This window comes from Bacillus sp. SB49, assembly GCF_000469135.2.
In the GTDB taxonomy this organism is placed as follows: Bacteria; Bacillota; Bacilli; order Bacillales; family Halobacillaceae; genus Halobacillus.
Genome location: NZ_CP048117.1, coordinates 3,624,944 through 3,641,184 on the forward strand (window position 1 = coordinate 3,624,944; position 16,241 = coordinate 3,641,184).

The window sequence follows — 16,241 nt, forward strand, 5'->3', positions numbered from 1 at the left end:
ACGGCAGCAGCGATTCCCTCGTTGCTGCCGTTTTTGTTTATTTACTGCGCTGAATGGTCCTGATGCCTCGGTCTGTATTTAAAAAAACTTACTAAAGGGTGTGAGGTTATGAATTTCGGCCAAGTATTAACAGCAATGGTAACCCCGTTCGACAACGATGAGAATATTGATTATGAAGCGACACGTGCTTTGATCGACCATTTGATCGACAACGGTTCGGATGCGTTGGTCATCGCAGGAACGACCGGAGAATCTCCGACGCTTACGAAAGAGGAGAAGCTGTCCCTGTTCCGCTTCACTGTGGAAGTCGTCGACGGACGTGTTCCGGTCATCGCAGGAACAGGATCCAACAACACACGAGCATCTATAGAGCTGACGAAGGAAGCAGAACAGACCGGCGTGGATGCCGTCATGCTCGTCGTCCCTTACTACAACAAACCGTCTCAGGAGGGGATGTATCAGCATTTCCGCACCATCGCTGAAGCGACTTCCCTCCCGGTCATGCTTTATAACATTCCGGGAAGAAGCGTCGTCAACATGGAACCGGAAACGATCATCCGCTTATCTAAGATCGACAACATCGTTTCCGTTAAAGAAGCGAGCGGCGATCTCGATGCGGCGACGACCATCATCCGCGAAACGCCGGAGGACTTCTCCGTCTACAGCGGAGAAGACGGCAACACGCTGCCGTTCGTTGCCATCGGTGGGACAGGTATCGTCTCCGTCTCCTCCCACGTCATCGGAAAAGAAATGCAGCAGATGATCCAAAGCTACCGTGAAGGAGACGGCGCCTTCGCAGCAACGCTTCACCAGAAGCTGCTCCCGGTCATGCACGCCATCTTCTCCGCACCGAGTCCATCACCGGTGAAAGCAGCCCTGAACGCTCTCGGCGTCCAGGTCGGAGGCGTCCGCCTGCCTCTGCTGCCTTTGTCGCAGGAAGAAAGCAAGCGGGTTTTGGATATAGTAAGCACGATCAGACAAGACGAACGAATGGCATCATAAAGAATAAAGGAAGGCGTGCTCTCTGGATAGGAGCACGCCTTCCTCTTTTTTAACCCATTAAAATAGGTGATGATTCGTTTAGAGGCGTACGGGATAAAAATTAAGAATGATCAGAGCGGGGTGGATAGGACCATTGAGTATAGTCAGTCCTTCCACAATGAGATGCAGTCTTTCATGGATGTTGCTTCTTTTATTTTTAGATTACCTTTTTTGTACATCTTAGGCTGGCAAGGACCGAACTACCCTTTATTCGTTACCTTGCTGCCTTCTGTGCTTTTATGGCTGGGGTTACAGAGTAAGTTACTCGTCCAATCCAAAAGAAAAGGGAAACATAGCAACAGGGGAGTCGCCGGAAGAGCAGCTTTCCCCTTCCTGTCCCTCCTCCAACAAAAAGAGAGCCTTCCACACCATTGGGAGGCTCTCTTCTATGCATACTATTCAAACGAAGCCGGAGGGTCTTTTCAGTCGATCGTGACCGTCCAGCCTTCCGTATCTTCCTTGCGGCCGCGCTGGATTCCGGTGATCGTGTCATACAGCTTCTGGGACAGCTCGCCGATTTCATGATCATTGATGACCATTTTCTTACCGAGCCAGTTCAATTCCCCGACAGGAGAGATGACGGCAGCCGTTCCTGTTCCGAACGCTTCCTCCACTTTCCCCTGTTCATACCATTCATACAGCTCTTCAATCGCAATTCGGCGCTCGGTGACCGGGATGCCCCACTTCTCCAAAAGCTCCAGGATCGATGCGCGCGTGATCCCCTTCAGGATACTGCCGCTCAAGGCAGGTGTGACGACTTCTCCGTCCACTTTGAAGAAAATGTTCATGCTGCCGACTTCTTCGATGTAGCGTTTCTCCACACCATCAAGCCAAAGCACATCGTTGTTGCCTTCCTCGACCGCCTTCGCCTGGGCCTGATAGCCGGAGGAATAGTTCCCTGCTGTCTTCGCCATGCCGGTGCCGCCTTTGACCGCACGGGTGAATTCATTCTCGACGTTGATCGTGACAGGCTTCAAACCGCCGGAGAAATACGGGCCGACTGGAGAGAGGATGATCATCAACTTGTAGGATTTCGACGGCGCAACGGCGAGGTTCGCTTCTGTCGAAATGATAAACGGACGGATGTACAGCGACGTCCCTTCAAAGGATGGAACCCAGTCTTTCTCCAGCTCCACAAGCTCCTTCAGATAACCCAGCACTTCGTCTTCATCAATCGCCGGAATGCTCAAGCGCTCACTGGACAAGTTCAAGCGTTCGAAGTTCTTCTCCGGACGGAAAAGCAGGACGCGGTCATCATCCGTACGATAAGCCTTCATCCCTTCGAAAACCGTCTGCCCGTAATGGAAAATCATCGCTGCCGGGTCGAGTGTCAGCGGCTCATAAGGGACGATGCGCGGCTCGTGCCAGCCTTTATCCGCTTCATAATCCATCACAAACATATGGTCTGTGAACGTTCTCCCGAAAGGAATCTCTTTCGATTCCGGTTTCTTCTTCTTCGTTTCGCTTTGAATGATGCTCAATGCCATTGTCAGGACTCCTTTATTTATGTAATCGCCGGCCGGGGCCGTTTTATAAATAATACTATCCATTGTACGCCCACTTCCGACAATTTTAAAGGGAATTTGCTTGAATAATCGAAATACGGTACGGAGAGCATCATGGTATACTGGAAAAAGGCAATATACGGAAAGCGTGGTGTCTTTTTTGTTTAAATTATTGTTGATTGAAGACGACCGGACGTTGTTCCAGGAAATGGAGGAACGACTGTCGCAATGGTCGTATGAAGTATATGGGATCGATGACTTCCAACAGGTGATGAACCGGTTCACCGATGTAAATCCCGATCTTGTGCTCATTGATATCCAACTGCCGAAGTTCGACGGCTTCCATTGGTGCCGGATGATCCGTGCCCACTCGAACGTACCGATCATCTTCCTGTCCTCGAGAGACCATCCGACGGACATGGTGATGTCGATGAACCTGGGTGCCGACGATTTCGTCCAGAAGCCGTTTCACTTCGATGTGCTGATTGCGAAGATCCAGGCGATCCTGCGCCGCGTCTACAACTACAATACGGAAACGAATGAGTGGAAGACTTGGCAGGGAGCCACCATTGACTATGACCGCAACCGCGTGTCCAATGAAAAAGGATCGATCGATTTGACGAAGAACGAAATCCTTATTTTGAAGCAGCTGGTGGATAAAAAAAGCAAGATTGTCAGCCGGGAAGAGCTGATCCAGCGTTTGTGGGAGGATGAACGGTTCGTCAGCGACAATACCCTGACCGTCAACGTCAACAGGCTGCGCAAGAAACTCGCTGAAATCGACTTGGGAGATGCGATTGAGACGAAGGTCGGACAAGGCTATGTGGCGAAGGAGGCTTCGCAATGATCGGGGCATTTCTGAAAGAACGCCTTGCTTGGATCGCCTTTCTTTTCGGTCTGCAGGTGCTGGCAGCTCTCATCGGTGCCATCGATCCGACAATCCCGGTCACCTCCGTTCTGTACTACAACTTTCTGTCCTTCCTTTTAATTGCGCTGTTTTTATTCATCCGGTACCAGAAGGAAACCCGCTTCTACCGTCAAATGCAGGAACGGGACCGGGACTTGGATCTTTCGACTTTTCCGGAAGGGGACAGTCCGTTTGAACGGATCATCGACGACAACGTCACAGACCATATGGAACGCTTGAAACAGGAGCTTGCCGATAACCAGCACCGATTGGAAGAGGAGAAGGACCAGCTGCTCTCCTGGATCCACGAAGTGAAGACGCCGATGAGTGCGATGCACCTCCTGTTTGATAAGATCGAAGATTACAAGCTGAAGTCCCAGCTGACGTATGAATGGATGCGGATCCACCTGCTTCTAGACCAGCAGCTCTATCAGAAAAGGATCCCCTTCATCGAGAATGACCTTTATATAGAAGAAATAGAGTTAGAGCCGCTGTTATTTCAGGAAATCCGTACCCTTAAGTCCTGGTGCATGCAGAAGGGAATCGGCTTCGATATCGATTTGGAAGCGACACACGTGTTGAGTGATGCGAAATGGCTCGCCTTCATCCTGCGCCAGCTGCTGACGAATGCCATCAAATACAGCGAATCGAGTGACATTACCATCACAAGCCGGCGGGAAGACGAGCGGGTGCACATAGCGATCCGTGATGAAGGCCGGGGCATAGAGGCGAAAGACCTCCCCCGCATCTTCGATAAAGGCTTCACGTCGACATCCGATCACCAGAACGGCGCCGCAACGGGAATGGGTCTCTATTTGACCGACCGCATCAGGAAAACGTTGAAGATGAAGATCTCCGTCACTTCCGAAGTTGGACAAGGGTCCACCTTCACCCTCCACTTCCCGAAGAAAGACGCCTTCACAACCATCCGAAGCATGTGACCCTGTCCTATGCTTCTTTTCTTTTACCTGCACGCAGCAGGGAGAACTCCTTTAGGGTGGGAAGGATCAAGGCCAAAGGATCGAGGAGACTTCCCGCCCCTCTCATCTGCCCATGTGACGAAACTGTCACTTCCATCCCCGATTTTGTTAGGTGAATGACAGGAAAACATCGGAAAAAGCTAATAGAATAAAGTCATAGAACAAGGGAGGTCATACCATGAGTATATTAGAAGCTACGAAAATCCATAAAAGCTACGGCAATAAATTCACGAAACAGCACGTATTAGAAGGCATCAACCTGACCATCGAAAAAGGCGAGTTCGTCACGATCATGGGAGCATCCGGTTCCGGAAAGACGACACTGCTGAACGTCCTTTCCTCCATCGACCGGGTGAGCCACGGAACCATCAAAATCGACGGACAGGTCATCACCGGCCAGAAAGACAAAAAGCTGGCTGAGTTCCGGAAGCATCACCTCGGATTCATTTTTCAAGATTACAACCTGCTCGATACGCTCACAGTGAAGGAAAACATTCTTCTGCCGCTGTCCATCGCCAACGTTAAAAAGAAGCAGGCGAATGAGCGGTTCCAGGAGGTAGCGGAAGAGCTCGGGATCAAAGAAATTGAAAACAAATACCCGAATGAAATCTCCGGCGGTCAAAAGCAGCGGACTTCCGCAGCGAGAGCGTTCATCCATGATCCGAGCATCATTTTCGCCGATGAACCGACAGGCGCGCTCGATTCGAAATCAGCGTCTGATCTCCTTAGTAAGCTCGGTCGTTTGAACGAACGGAAAGAGGCGACGATCGCTATGGTCACCCACGACCCTGTCGCAGCAAGCTACAGTACCCGCGTCATCTTCATCAAAGACGGACAGATTTACACACAGCTGAATAAAGGAGACCAGCAGCGGCAGGAATTCCTGAAAGACATCATGAAAACCCAGGGCGTCCTCAGCGGGGTGCACTATGAATATTAATCAACTGATTATCCGCAATTTGAAAAAGAATGTGAAGAACTATTACCTGTACTCTTTCGCTCTCATTTTCAGTGTCGCCCTTTACTTCTCGTTCGTGACGCTGCAGTATGATCCGGCGATGAGCATGGATGGATCGATCAAGGGCGAGGCTGCGCTGCGGGTCGCTTCCGTTCTCTTGATTGCGATCGTAGCTATCTTCCTCATCTATGCGAACAATATCTTCATCAAGCGGCGCGGGAAGGAAATCGGATTGTTCCAGCTGATCGGAATGACGAAGAACCGGATTTTCCGGCTCATCAGCCTGGAGAACCTGATCGTTTATTTCGGCTCCTTGATCGTCGGGACGTTCGCCGGTTTCGCCGTCTCGAAGCTGATGATGATGGCGCTCTTCCGGATTACAGACATCGAGGAAGTCGCCACGTTGTCCTTTTCCGGGAAGGCCTTGCTCCAAACGATCCTTGTCTTCATGGCAATCTATCTGTTCATCATGCTGCTCAACTACTTTTTCATCCGCAGACAGAGTATCCTGTCGCTGTTCCGGACGAAATCGAAGACGGAGACGAGAGTCGGGAACATATCCGTCTGGGAGATTCTGATGGGTATCTTCGGACTGACCCTGATCATCGCAGGCTACTACGTCTCCTCGAAGCTGTTCAGCGGGGATTTCAATTCCATGAACCAGCTGTTTGCGGCAATGGTCTTTATTCTGGCAGCGGTCATCATCGGAACGTACTTCTTCTATAAGGGATCGGTACGCTTCGTATCGAACCTGCTTCGCAAAAATAAGCAGGGATATTTGAACATCAATGAAGTGTTGTCCTTATCATCGATGATGTTCCGGATGAAATCGAATGCGATGCTCCTGACGATCATCACGACCGTCTCCGCCCTCGCTATCGGTCTGCTGTCGCTCACCTACATTTCGTACTATTCGGTCTATGATGTCGGAAGCATTTCTTCTCCGGACGATTTCAGTTTCGTGTCCGAAGAAGATGCGGCCGCCTACACGGAGGCGCTTGATCAGACCGGCATCGCCTACAGCGAAGAAAAGGTCGACGTTACAGATGCGCGGGTGATGGTCAAAGACATTTTTGGTACGAATTTAGAGGAAATGCAAATAGAGAACAATCAAATGGATATGCCGGTCGTCGCTGATACGGCTCTGGAGGACACGGTGCTTGAGGATGATCAAGTCCTGTTCGCCGGCTACAACGATGCGTACATGCAGATGTCCCAGCTGAAGGACGAGGGCAAGGTGCAGTTGATCACATCAGAAGGGAAGATGGACGCAGATTACATCGGCAGCACGAAAGAAAACGTCCTCTCCAGAGCCTTCACGTTCGGCGCACCAGCGGCCGTCGTCAGTGAGAACACCTTCCAAAAGCTGAAACAGGAGCAGCTGGACGATATCCAGACCACCTACGACACGTACACAGGGGTGAACGTGGAAGACAGAGCGGACATCGAAACGGCGGATGATATCTTCCAATCGATGACATTTGCGAAGGAGAACGAAAACCTGTCCCTCTATGCGCAGACGGAGTCACAGAAAAAAACAATGGGACTGAGTATGTTCATTGTCGGTTTCCTTGGACTTACCTTCCTCGTCACATCCGGCTGTGTTCTATACTTCAAACAGATGGACGAAGGGGATGAAGAGAAACCGAACTACACGATTCTGAGAAAGCTCGGCTTCAGCCGCGGCGATCTCCTGCGGGGAATTCAAGGGAAGCAGTTGTTCAATTTCGGCATCCCGCTCGTCGTCGGTCTGCTGCACAGCTACTTCGCCGTCCAATCCGGCTGGTTCTTCTTCGGAACGGAGCTGTGGACACCGATGTTCGTCGTCATGGGCGTCTACACCCTGCTCTATTCCGTCTTCGGATTATTGTCGGTCCTGTATTACAAACGCATTATAAAAGAGGCACTCTGATGAGTGCCTCTTTTTTCAGCTTGCTGAAGAAGTATTTTCATAGGAAGCGAGCGGGCTCCGGGGAATCGAGCGCTTTCCGTGGGGTGGCCGGTGAGCCTCCTCATCGCTCTGCTGAAATGCCCCCTGAATATTGGACAATATTCAGGGGGCATTTCTATGAATAAATGGAGTAAAGAAGAAAAGTTAAGCATTGTGTGGAGATATCAAAACGAAAACATCAGTATACGAGGACTTTCCGAAGAACTCGACATCGATAATTCTTCGTTACGATATTGGGTCAAATTGTTTGAGTATCATGGGAATGAAGCTTTTCACTTTCCCTATACAAACTACCCTCCTGCCTTTAAACTGAAGGTAATTAACTATATTCAGGAAACAGGAGCCTCCATACGTGAAGCTTCCGCTCTCTTTCACATTCCAGACTTCTCCATGGTTCGCCGATGGATCGTGAAGTGGAAACAGGGCGGCCTGGCGGCCTTGGGTCCTGCACAGGAGGATCAACTACTTATGGCTAAGGACAAATCCAATAAACCGTCTCGTTCTTTCAAATCGATAGAAGAAGAAATCGAATACCTACGCATGGAGAACGCTTATCTAAAAAAATTAAATGCCTTAGTCGAAGAGGAAACCAAGAACCAACCGAAAGGCAAAAAGCCCAAACGGTCTTCGAACTAAGGCACGCCTTCCCTGTATATAAACTCGTCAAGGTAGCTGGTATCCCCCGTAGTACTTACTACTATCACGTGAAGCAGATGGGGAAAACAGATCCTGATCGTGAGCTGAAAGAAAAGATCACGGAAATCTTCCATCAATCTGATAGGAAATACGGGTATCGTCGGGTTCAAAATCAGTTGGAGAATGAAGGTATTCATGTGAATCATAAAAAAGTTTACCGCCTGATGAAAGAGTTAGGCCTTCGATGCCAAGTTCGCATGAAGAAATACCATTCTTATAAAGGGAAAGTCGGTGAAGTAGCCGATAATCTCTTGAATAGGGAATTTACAGCTTCGAAACCGAATCAGAAATGGGTAACGGATATTACGGAGTTTAAATTGTTTGGTGAAAAACTCTATCTTTCTCCCATTCTGGACTTATTTAATGGTGAAATCATTACGTATACGATCGGGTTGCGCCCTACGTACGCCTTGGTAGCGGAAATGTTGGAGAACGGCCTTCAGCGTTTGAACCCGGAAGACGAATTAATGATGCATTCCGACCAGGGATGGCATTATCAAATGCGTCCCTATCGAGAACGTCTTCAAGAGGCAGGCATCACCCAAAGTATGTCTAGAAAAGGGAACTGTCACGATAATGCCGTGATAGAAAACTTCTTCGGCATCATGAAATCAGAGCTTTTATACTACAAAGAATTTGAAAGTATCGAGCACTTCAAAGAGCAACTGGCAGCGTTTATGGATAATTATAATCATCAAAGAATTAAGTCGAAACTCCGCATGAGTCCGATTCAATTTCGTGAGAAATTTAATAAAGCGTCATAAAAACATTGTCCAAGTTCATGGGTTCATTTCACTCCGCTCTTCCGGGGTCTCACCTGTGCCACTATTCCCACAGGAGTCTGCTCCATTCCCCTCCACCCTTTGCCATAATTCCCTTCCTTTTGTTTCATTCCCTTCATCCATCGTTATCGTTATTTGATGGAAAAGTTTCATAGAAGGAGGATTTTTATTCCTTCCTTCGATTTTTTAAGATTTCACAGCCGGAAAAAGGGAACCATCCCTAATCAGCCGAATAAATGAAGCAGCCATCCTGCACCGGAGAAGAGGAGCACGATCGCCAGGATGACAAGGAAGATATAAAACAGGACGGCAAGGATGTGAAAGGCCACCACGGCGGCCATAAGCAGGATGATCAGCAGCAGAAACAGCTGCAGCATGTCCTTCGTATGTACGATCAGGAAATAAGCGGCAAAGGCAGCTACGGCCAGCAGCAGAATCCTCATCGCCCACAGGCCTATATTCTTGAATAGGTTCGATTTCTCTCCCTTCATCGTATCCCCTCCTTTTCTAAGTATGTATGTTTTTGTTATCCAACCCGTGATTTCTGTGCGTTTCCATTGTGATATAATGGAAAAAACAAAACCATCGGAGGTGCTTCCATGAGCGCAGACAAACAGACAGAAGCAGAGATGCTGAAAGAAATCGAACGACTTCAGAAGATCGAGGAGCAGCAGCGGGACATTCTCGACAAACAACCCGGAGAAAAGCCGGCCGACCGCCTGCGCACAGACGGGAAAGGCAAAGTGATCATCGACAAGGACGACAAAGAACTTCGCAAGCTGTGGGATGTGGAGTAATCGATGAGTGATATCTACACACCCCAAATGAAGGACGTCGTCTGGGTGGACATCGACTTTTATGACAAAAAAACAGGGGAAATGAGCAATAAAGGCGCCCGTCCCTGTGTCGTCATGAAGGTGGAAGACGATCAAGTCCACCTGCGGACGTTGACCTCGCAGATCAAAACATATCCAGCGAACAAACACGGCGTCCTCGTCGAAAAAGACGACGTCAATAAACTGAAGAAGGATTCCGCCGTCCTCTGCACGTCCGATAACTATTTCTCCATGAGCAGAGAAGAAATCGGACACCTCGAAAAGTCAGGCGAGATCTCCACGGCTCAAATGCTTGACGTCATGCGGAAATCGGTCGCCTGCAACCGGATGGATATCCAGCTGAGAAAAAGCGTCCAGAAATCAGGATCCCTTTCCTGATGCCCTCTCCACAAGCAGGAAGCCCCCTTAGTTAAGGGGGCTTTTATTACAGCTGATTTTCTGCAGATTTTGTTTTCGTCTCCTGCCTGACACTGCTTTCCATCTTCGTAATCGTCTGCTGCGGGACATTAAACGTCTCCATGACTTCCTGCTTGCTGGTCCGGTACGTCTGCTCCGCGGACAGGCGGTTGACGAGATTTTCTTCCGTCAATTCGCCGCTGTTTTCTTTCTTCACCATATCCCACAAGTTCTGATACTGGGCTTTCAAATCCTTCATCGATTCTGCTTTCGCGCTCGCCTCCGGATTGACCAGATCAAGCCCTTTGGCATGCTCGAGTTCCTTCGCGGACAACATGAACGACGTCTGCCGCCCCTGCATCTGCGCTTCTCTCAATTCCGCTGCGTTCTCTTTCGTGAGCAGATCGGATAGGTGCACCCTTCTTTCTCCGTTCTCAATGATGCCACCCGGCTCGATGGCATATTCCTGTGTATGATCGGTATTCATATCCCGCAGCATCATATACTGCTGGCTTTTATCTGCCGGCTCGAATACGATCGTCCCCATCAGGTTCTCTTCTCGTTCCATCCTATCTCATCCTTTCTGTTAAAAGCAGCCCCGGCTTCCTGCAGGGCCGCCCTTCTTCAATCGGTTGTCTCAAGGAGCTGCTCGCGCTCCCGCTGTTCTGTCTTTTGAATCTTATCGTCGAATCGCTCCAAGTCCATCTTCAAGCGCTCTATTTCTTTCGCTGTCTCGTTCTTTTTAACTTCCAGTGCATTGATGTCATTGTCCGTCTGAAGTTTCTCTTCATCGGTCTGGTAGACTTTATCCTCGCGCAGGGAAGCGATCCGTTCCTCTGCATCCTTGGAATCTGCCTTCAGATCCTTGATGTCTTCTTCTACGGTTTGGATATTCTCTCTGATGCCTTCGATGATGAGGTCGGTCGTGTAGGAAATGTACTCGCCGCTCTCCCGTTCCTCAATCGATGCTTCTTCCACTTCCCTGTAGTCGGCATACAACGTCCTCAGGATGGAGCGGCCGGACTGCTCCTCTTCCGCCTCTTCCTCCTCGGGGACTTCTTTCGTTCCGATCAAATCGAGAGCGACCTGAGTATAATCAGTCGACAGTCCTTCCAAACGGACGACGTAGTGGTCTTCGTACTGGAAAACGACCTCGGTATCGACCTCGCTGCCGTCGCTTCTCTGGAAGGCTTCAAAATCGATCGTGTCGTATTCATTCTTCAGATGTCCGGTATCGATGATGACCTCCATCTGCCCCGTCTTCGGATCATAGATCCACCGGTTGATGACGACATTCTCCGTGGAGGAAACCTTGATATCTTCGTTGACAGGAGAAGACAGCACCTCCACTTTCTCCTCGAAAACAAACCCGGACGTCAGGAAAAACGCGAGCCCAAGAAAGACGCCGCCGAGGATGGTCATATACATCCGGTTCGACTTCCTCCTCAGATTCACTTTATCTTTGTTGAACATAGCTTCACCCCTTTTGTCACACGTCGTTCGCTTCCGGATCTTCCTCTTTCACTTCTTCTGTATCTGCGAACAAATCCTCGATGTCTGTCGCAATCCAAGCATCCTCTTCATAGACGAAGTGAACGCGCAGAAACATCTTGGACTTGTCTTTCTTTCCGGTTTCCAAGTAGTCGATTTCATGCTCGACTTCGATCAGCACATCGATTTCCTTCTGATTCGCATCCATGTTCTGAATGTAATACTCTTCGCTCAAAAGCTTCGACTCCACGTTGTTCTGATTGAATTCATCCGCCGGGAAGTACCGCTCCTGCAGGGCTTCACTCATGACGCCCGCCGCTTGGTCCTTCCGCTGCTGGTAGCCTTCGATCTTCTGGACGAAGACGAGGTTCACGAACAGCTTCGCCTGACTCTGCAAGTCATCGAACCGCTGCTCGCGTGCGGTATTGGAGATGTTCTTCTCCTTATCCTCGAGCACCCGGTTCTCGTCCTGAAGCTCCTGATTCGCTTTGGCGACCGCCTCGTACTCGTCTCCTTTCTTGCCATTGGCATAGAAGAAGTACGCATTGACCGCCAGCAAAAGGACGAGAATGATCAACGACACGTGTTTGAATAGTTTTATACTGTTCATATCGCTTTCTCCTTGCTGTTAAAATCCGAGAACCTCTTTCGGATCCATATGTCCGCTCCACATTTCTTTTTTCGTTTCCAAATGCAGGTGAGGTCCCGTCGATCTTCCTGTCGTTCCGCAGACGCCGAGTTTATCGCCCGCCTGAATTCGCGAACCTTCCGATACGTCGATGCTCGACAAGTGGGCATAGTGGGTGTACAGCTGATCTTCATGCTGGATGACGACGGAATTCCCATAAGTTCCCGCACCCTGGCTGTACACGACCACCCCGTCTCCGACCGAGTGGATCGGTGTTACGCCGCCCATACAGGCGAAGTCGATGCCGTTGTGCATCGATTTTTCCTCTCCTGTCACCGGGTGGGTCCGGTAGCCGTAATCACTGGTGATTTCCGCACTGCCCTGGATCGGCCGGACGAAATCACCGTTGAAGCTTGGGGAGATGCCCGCAATCGCGTCACTCGACACAGGATGGTAATACTTCAGGACCGCATCGACATACATCACATCTCCGTAACAGGCGCCGCTTGGAACGGAATCCCCGCGGATACAGCTGTAAAGCCCTGTATGCTTCAGCTTCTCGTACATCATTTGCGAAAAGGAAACAGCGAGGTCCTCGGTATAAGCACCGCCGCGGTCATTCACATAATCGATGAACCCGCCGCCGAAGTTATACGACTGGAGGGCCAGTTTAATATCCCCGTTCGCCTTCTCGAGGACGCTCTTGTAATGTTTGACGCCTTGTTCGATGGATGCCTTCGGGTCGGTGATGCAGCCAATGTAGCCGCACTTGCTCTCACTTGCCTGGAACGGGTCATCCCCGCCTCCGCCCGACTCCTGCATCATCATCGCAAGCAGGACGTCGACGTGGCTCTCGATTCCGAATTCCCTGGCATACATTTCGACATCGCTCCGGTAGCCTTCCACCGTATCATTGAGAGGAAAGGTACCCGGGGGAAGGCTGATGATTTCCCCGGATGTCCCACTGTTACTATCCGATCCGCCGATGAAGCTCTGGAAGATGCCGACACCGAGGACAAAAAGGAAAAAACCGACGACAACGACGAGCAGGATGATCAATTTCGCTTTGAGCGAGAGGAAGCCTGCTCCCAGTTTGACTGCGTTCTTCGCTAGATTGCTCAATGGATCAAGCACCTCCACCGAATAAGTCCAGCTCCTCCTTCGACACATCGACGTTCATCTTGATGTTCTTCACAGACGAGATCGACAACAGCACCTGTCCAGTCTGGAGGAATGGAATCTGATTCAATTCACTGTCATTTAATTGCCCCACGAAAACCTCTTTCAGCCTGCTCAACGATTCGCTGTCCTGTTCGGCGATGAATTTGTACTGCGTCAGACTGAACAGCTTCTTCACTTCTTCGGCGCTGTTCTGATCAGCGTTCTCCGGTACGAAGTCGGTGATCAGGTGGCTCGCGAAGAAAATGCCGCCGAAATATTTCCGTGCCTCCCGCATGAAGCGCTGCAAATACTGGACGCCGTGTTCCGAACCTTTTCTCGTATTAATGATATGGTGGGCTTCATCGATCAGGATCAAATAACGGATAGCATCCTCAAATTCGAGGCGGTGCTTGTTGAACGCCTGGAATTGCGGCTGTCCGTTATTCAACATGCCGTCCCACAGCATGTTCATGACGTTGAACAGCTGGGCCTGGAAAATTTCCGGCTTCAGCTCGGATAGATTACGGAGCGGAAACGATACAAAGTACTCGTGGTCGAAGTTATCGATGCTCGACGGTCCGTCAAATAAGTGCGCATAGTTCTGGACGAGGTTGGATATGTTCAGTTCGATATGTTCCAGACGCTCGCGGCGGACGACGCCGATATTTTCATAGACTCGCTGGGCATCAATGTCTTCATACAGCTCTTTCCGCAGGTAGTAGAGGAAGTCACTGAACGTCGGGTATTCCTCCGCCTTCCGGTCGGTGATGCGGTTCTCTTCCTCCCCTTCGACCCATAAGCCGTGCTCGACGTACAGGTTGCGCAGGAGATTCTCGTATTCTTTGATTTCCGCATTGGTCGTATCCGGGTTCAAAAAGCGGTAGAAGACGCTCATTTTACTAAGGTGCTGGGTGAACGAGAGCTGCTCGTTCGCCGTGCCGTCATCGTTCGATGCTGTCTTATAGACGTGCAGCGGATTGATGATCCCGTTCGATCCGTCGAGGGCGATGATTTTTCCGCCGAGAGCATGGGTCAGATCCTCAAACTCTCCGGTAATATCAAGAATCCGGACTTTGTGCCCCTTCACCGCATTATCAAGCGCCACCTTCTTCAGAAGCGTCGACTTCCCTGATCCCATTTTTCCGATCATGAGGGCGTTGTAGAACTTACGCTTCTGGTCTTTATGGAACAAATCGAAAATGACGTTGCCGTTGGTGTCCGTCGTTCCGTAATGGGTACCGAACGGATCGTTCAGAGCGGTGAAGTGGAACGGAAAGCCGCCCGCAAGCGACAAGGACGGAATCTCGACCCCTTTCCGTTTGTTCGGATATTTCTGCTGGGTCGAGTAGCTGCTGAACAGCCCTTCCCACTCGTATTCCTGCTCATTGAGAAACACACTTCCCCGGAAGTTGAGAGATTCGAGCGTATCGATGACTTCTTTGACGGTACGCTCCAGCTCATCGATCGTCTTCGCACTGACAAACAGACGAAGGATGATCCGCTTCAGCACTTCTCCCTGACGGATTTCATTGTAGATGTCCTGAAGCTCTTCATAGCTCTGGGATGCTTCGATCAAGTCCGAGGTATCCTTGGCATTCTCTCCGCGGACTTTCTGCTCGGCCATACTCTTGTTGATATTATCCATGACTTCCTTCCGGTTCGGGGTACTGATATCCAGGCTTGCCACGACGTTCGGCATGTTCATGATCTGCTCGAGCCAGAAGTCGGAAACGATCGTTTGGAAATCGTAGATGTGGATGCTTGTTTCATAGCCGTCCCCTTTACGGATGAAGGCTTCGTCGAACTTGATGCCGCCCTGACTCTGAATCTCAGACAGCAGATAAGGGTTGTAACCATAGACTTCTTTGTCATCTTTCTTCTCCGTGTCCGATGGCTTGAATCGGCTTAATATCGCTTGCAGCACGTCACATGTCCCCTCTCGCTGTTTTGTTCTTGGAATTCAGATTGAACAGTTTATACAAAATGTTGATCTTCTTCTCTTCACTCAGCCTCACGACCGGCAGCGACACGCTGATAAGCCGGTCGATATTCTTGATCCGCGAGTGCAGGGAATACTCATCATCGGCATAGATGAAGAGGTAATATTCCCGGTTCGTCCGTTCCTTCTCGATGAACTGAAGCTCCTTCAGCTTCTGCTCGAGGAAAAAGCGGTATTCCCGCTTCGTCGTCTTCTCGAGCCTGCGCAGAATATGGCGCTGCTGGGTGCTCGTGTCGACAGGGAAGTTCAGCGGGATGATCTTGATATCGTTCAAGTACCACTGGTAGAAATAAGCCAGCGTATAGATGTTCTTATCCTTATCCGATTGATTGAGGGAATAAATATCCTTCGATGTCAGCTGGACAATTTCGAAATAGCCTTCTTCATGGTTCAGCTGGAAATACCCGTTCGCCGTCATATCGATGACAGGAGAAATCTCAGCGAAACTGGATTTCACTTTGATTTTCTTCGACTTCCGTTCCTTCTGCTCCTGGATGTTCGCTTCGTCGAAAACCGACCGCTGCTTCTGCTCCGGCACCGACTGCCGTTTCATTTGTTTTTCATCGAATAAAGCCATCTGTATCACCTACCACTTCATTATTCTCATCGCTCTCGTCCACCTCATAATCAATGGCGATATATGTGTCCTTCCTTCTTCGCAGGGAAAGGTAGATCGCTTCATACATCCGCTTCTTCGGATTCGTCGCAGGCCGGATGATCGTCAGGCCCGCGACGATGATCATGAATATATAGAAAAGCCACGTGAAGGAAGCGTGAACGACATTGCTCATCACAAACGTAAACAAAAGCAGTCCGACGAGGATGCCGAGATCGGTCAGGTACAACGCCTTATTGATCTTCAGCTCACTCGTCACGTTCTTGGGTATGCGGTAATTCGCCATGGTTTCCC

Annotated in this window: 17 protein-coding genes; 8 read left to right on the forward strand and 9 right to left on the reverse strand. The window is 50.0% G+C overall.

Annotated elements, in window-relative coordinates:
- The first annotated feature begins 108 nt into the window (after positions 1-108).
- Complete coding sequence (gene dapA, locus M662_RS18755) at positions 109-1,002, forward strand: 4-hydroxy-tetrahydrodipicolinate synthase (protein WP_026577713.1); 894 nt, start codon at positions 109-111, stop codon at positions 1,000-1,002.
- Between the two features lie 461 nt (positions 1,003-1,463).
- Here dapA and M662_RS18760 read toward each other — a convergent pair whose 3' ends face one another.
- Complete coding sequence (locus tag M662_RS18760) at positions 1,464-2,528, reverse strand: branched-chain amino acid aminotransferase (RefSeq protein ID WP_026577712.1); 1,065 nt, start codon at positions 2,526-2,528, stop codon at positions 1,464-1,466.
- Positions 2,529-2,706: 178 nt separating this feature from the next.
- Between M662_RS18760 and M662_RS18765 the strand changes: the two genes are divergently transcribed.
- The 5 genes from M662_RS18765 (at position 2,707) to M662_RS18785 (ending at position 8,802) form a co-directional block, all read left to right on the forward strand.
- Positions 2,707-3,393 (forward strand): response regulator transcription factor, encoded by a 687-nt coding sequence (locus M662_RS18765; protein WP_026577711.1) that lies wholly within the window; start codon positions 2,707-2,709, stop codon positions 3,391-3,393.
- The gene (locus tag M662_RS18770) at positions 3,390-4,394 is read left to right on the forward strand and encodes a sensor histidine kinase (protein ID WP_026577710.1); all 1,005 of its coding nucleotides are present in this window, start codon (positions 3,390-3,392) and stop codon (positions 4,392-4,394) included. The genes M662_RS18765 and M662_RS18770 overlap by 4 nt, the downstream gene beginning before the upstream one ends.
- Positions 4,395-4,611: 217 nt before the next feature.
- Positions 4,612-5,373, forward strand: coding sequence for an ABC transporter ATP-binding protein (locus M662_RS18775; protein WP_026577709.1), 762 nt, complete (start codon positions 4,612-4,614; stop codon positions 5,371-5,373).
- Entirely contained in the window at positions 5,363-7,303 is a 1,941-nt protein-coding gene (locus M662_RS18780) for an ABC transporter permease (protein ID WP_026577708.1), read from the forward strand. The genes M662_RS18775 and M662_RS18780 overlap by 11 nt, the downstream gene beginning before the upstream one ends.
- A gap of 156 nt (positions 7,304-7,459) precedes the next feature.
- Positions 7,460-8,802 (forward strand): IS3 family transposase gene (locus M662_RS18785; protein WP_162129321.1). Its coding sequence is split into 2 segments (ribosomal slippage): positions 7,460-7,930 and positions 7,933-8,802, totalling 1,341 coding nucleotides; the frame shifts between segments, so codons are not numbered across the junction.
- Positions 8,803-9,044: 242 nt separating this feature from the next.
- On the opposite strand, the gene M662_RS18790 is transcribed toward M662_RS18785, so the two are convergent.
- Positions 9,045-9,311 carry a hypothetical protein gene (locus M662_RS18790; protein ID WP_026577707.1) on the reverse strand — a complete coding sequence of 89 codons (267 nt, stop codon included), beginning with the start codon at positions 9,309-9,311 and terminating at the stop codon, positions 9,045-9,047.
- Between the two features lie 108 nt (positions 9,312-9,419).
- Between M662_RS18790 and M662_RS18795 the strand changes: the two genes are divergently transcribed.
- Together M662_RS18795 and M662_RS18800 are read left to right on the forward strand one after the other, a co-directional pair.
- Complete coding sequence (locus M662_RS18795) at positions 9,420-9,617, forward strand: hypothetical protein (RefSeq protein ID WP_008638973.1); 198 nt, start codon at positions 9,420-9,422, stop codon at positions 9,615-9,617.
- Between the two features lie 3 nt (positions 9,618-9,620).
- Complete coding sequence (locus M662_RS18800; RefSeq protein WP_026577706.1) at positions 9,621-10,034, forward strand: type II toxin-antitoxin system PemK/MazF family toxin; 414 nt, start codon at positions 9,621-9,623, stop codon at positions 10,032-10,034.
- A 46-nt stretch (positions 10,035-10,080) separates the two neighbouring features.
- Here the strand turns inward: M662_RS18800 and M662_RS18805 are convergent, their stop codons facing one another.
- From M662_RS18805 to M662_RS18835, 7 genes are read right to left on the reverse strand one after another with little or no spacing between them, the layout of a single operon-like run.
- On the reverse strand, positions 10,081-10,620 hold the full coding sequence (locus M662_RS18805; protein WP_026577705.1) for a hypothetical protein: 540 nt from the start codon (positions 10,618-10,620) through the stop codon (positions 10,081-10,083).
- Between the two features lie 56 nt (positions 10,621-10,676).
- Complete coding sequence (locus M662_RS18810; RefSeq protein ID WP_026577704.1) at positions 10,677-11,525, reverse strand: coiled-coil domain-containing protein; 849 nt, start codon at positions 11,523-11,525, stop codon at positions 10,677-10,679.
- A 16-nt stretch (positions 11,526-11,541) separates the two neighbouring features.
- The gene (locus M662_RS18815; protein WP_026577703.1) at positions 11,542-12,153 is read right to left on the reverse strand and encodes a hypothetical protein; all 612 of its coding nucleotides are present in this window, start codon (positions 12,151-12,153) and stop codon (positions 11,542-11,544) included.
- 18 nt (positions 12,154-12,171) lie between these two features.
- Positions 12,172-13,293 (reverse strand): lysozyme family protein, encoded by a 1,122-nt coding sequence (locus tag M662_RS18820; RefSeq protein ID WP_235601506.1) that lies wholly within the window; start codon positions 13,291-13,293, stop codon positions 12,172-12,174.
- A 4-nt stretch (positions 13,294-13,297) separates the two neighbouring features.
- The gene (locus M662_RS18825) at positions 13,298-15,253 is read right to left on the reverse strand and encodes a VirB4 family type IV secretion system protein (RefSeq protein WP_369815274.1); all 1,956 of its coding nucleotides are present in this window, start codon (positions 15,251-15,253) and stop codon (positions 13,298-13,300) included.
- A gap of 4 nt (positions 15,254-15,257) precedes the next feature.
- The gene (locus M662_RS18830) at positions 15,258-15,908 is read right to left on the reverse strand and encodes a hypothetical protein (protein WP_008634526.1); all 651 of its coding nucleotides are present in this window, start codon (positions 15,906-15,908) and stop codon (positions 15,258-15,260) included.
- Positions 15,892-16,233, reverse strand: a complete 342-nt coding sequence (locus M662_RS18835; RefSeq protein ID WP_008634529.1) for a DUF5592 family protein — start codon at positions 16,231-16,233, stop codon at positions 15,892-15,894. Before M662_RS18835 ends, M662_RS18830 begins: the two co-directional genes overlap by 17 nt.
- Positions 16,234-16,241: the final 8 nt, after the last annotated feature.

Coding starts and splice junctions, on each gene's coding strand:
- M662_RS18830 (WP_008634526.1), bottom strand. CDS start 15,908: ATGGCTTTATTCGATGAAAAACAAATGAAACGGCAGTCGGTGCCGGAG.
- M662_RS18810 (WP_026577704.1), bottom strand. CDS start 11,525: ATGTTCAACAAAGATAAAGTGAATCTGAGGAGGAAGTCGAACCGGATG.
- M662_RS18800 (WP_026577706.1), top strand. CDS start 9,621: ATGAGTGATATCTACACACCCCAAATGAAGGACGTCGTCTGGGTGGAC.
- M662_RS18790 (WP_026577707.1), bottom strand. CDS start 9,311: ATGAAGGGAGAGAAATCGAACCTATTCAAGAATATAGGCCTGTGGGCG.
- M662_RS18770 (WP_026577710.1), top strand. CDS start 3,390: ATGATCGGGGCATTTCTGAAAGAACGCCTTGCTTGGATCGCCTTTCTT.
- dapA (WP_026577713.1), top strand. CDS start 109: ATGAATTTCGGCCAAGTATTAACAGCAATGGTAACCCCGTTCGACAAC.
- M662_RS18780 (WP_026577708.1), top strand. CDS start 5,363: ATGAATATTAATCAACTGATTATCCGCAATTTGAAAAAGAATGTGAAG.
- M662_RS18805 (WP_026577705.1), bottom strand. CDS start 10,620: ATGGAACGAGAAGAGAACCTGATGGGGACGATCGTATTCGAGCCGGCA.
- M662_RS18815 (WP_026577703.1), bottom strand. CDS start 12,153: ATGAACAGTATAAAACTATTCAAACACGTGTCGTTGATCATTCTCGTC.
- M662_RS18795 (WP_008638973.1), top strand. CDS start 9,420: ATGAGCGCAGACAAACAGACAGAAGCAGAGATGCTGAAAGAAATCGAA.
- M662_RS18835 (WP_008634529.1), bottom strand. CDS start 16,233: ATGGCGAATTACCGCATACCCAAGAACGTGACGAGTGAGCTGAAGATC.
- M662_RS18775 (WP_026577709.1), top strand. CDS start 4,612: ATGAGTATATTAGAAGCTACGAAAATCCATAAAAGCTACGGCAATAAA.
- M662_RS18760 (WP_026577712.1), bottom strand. CDS start 2,528: ATGGCATTGAGCATCATTCAAAGCGAAACGAAGAAGAAGAAACCGGAA.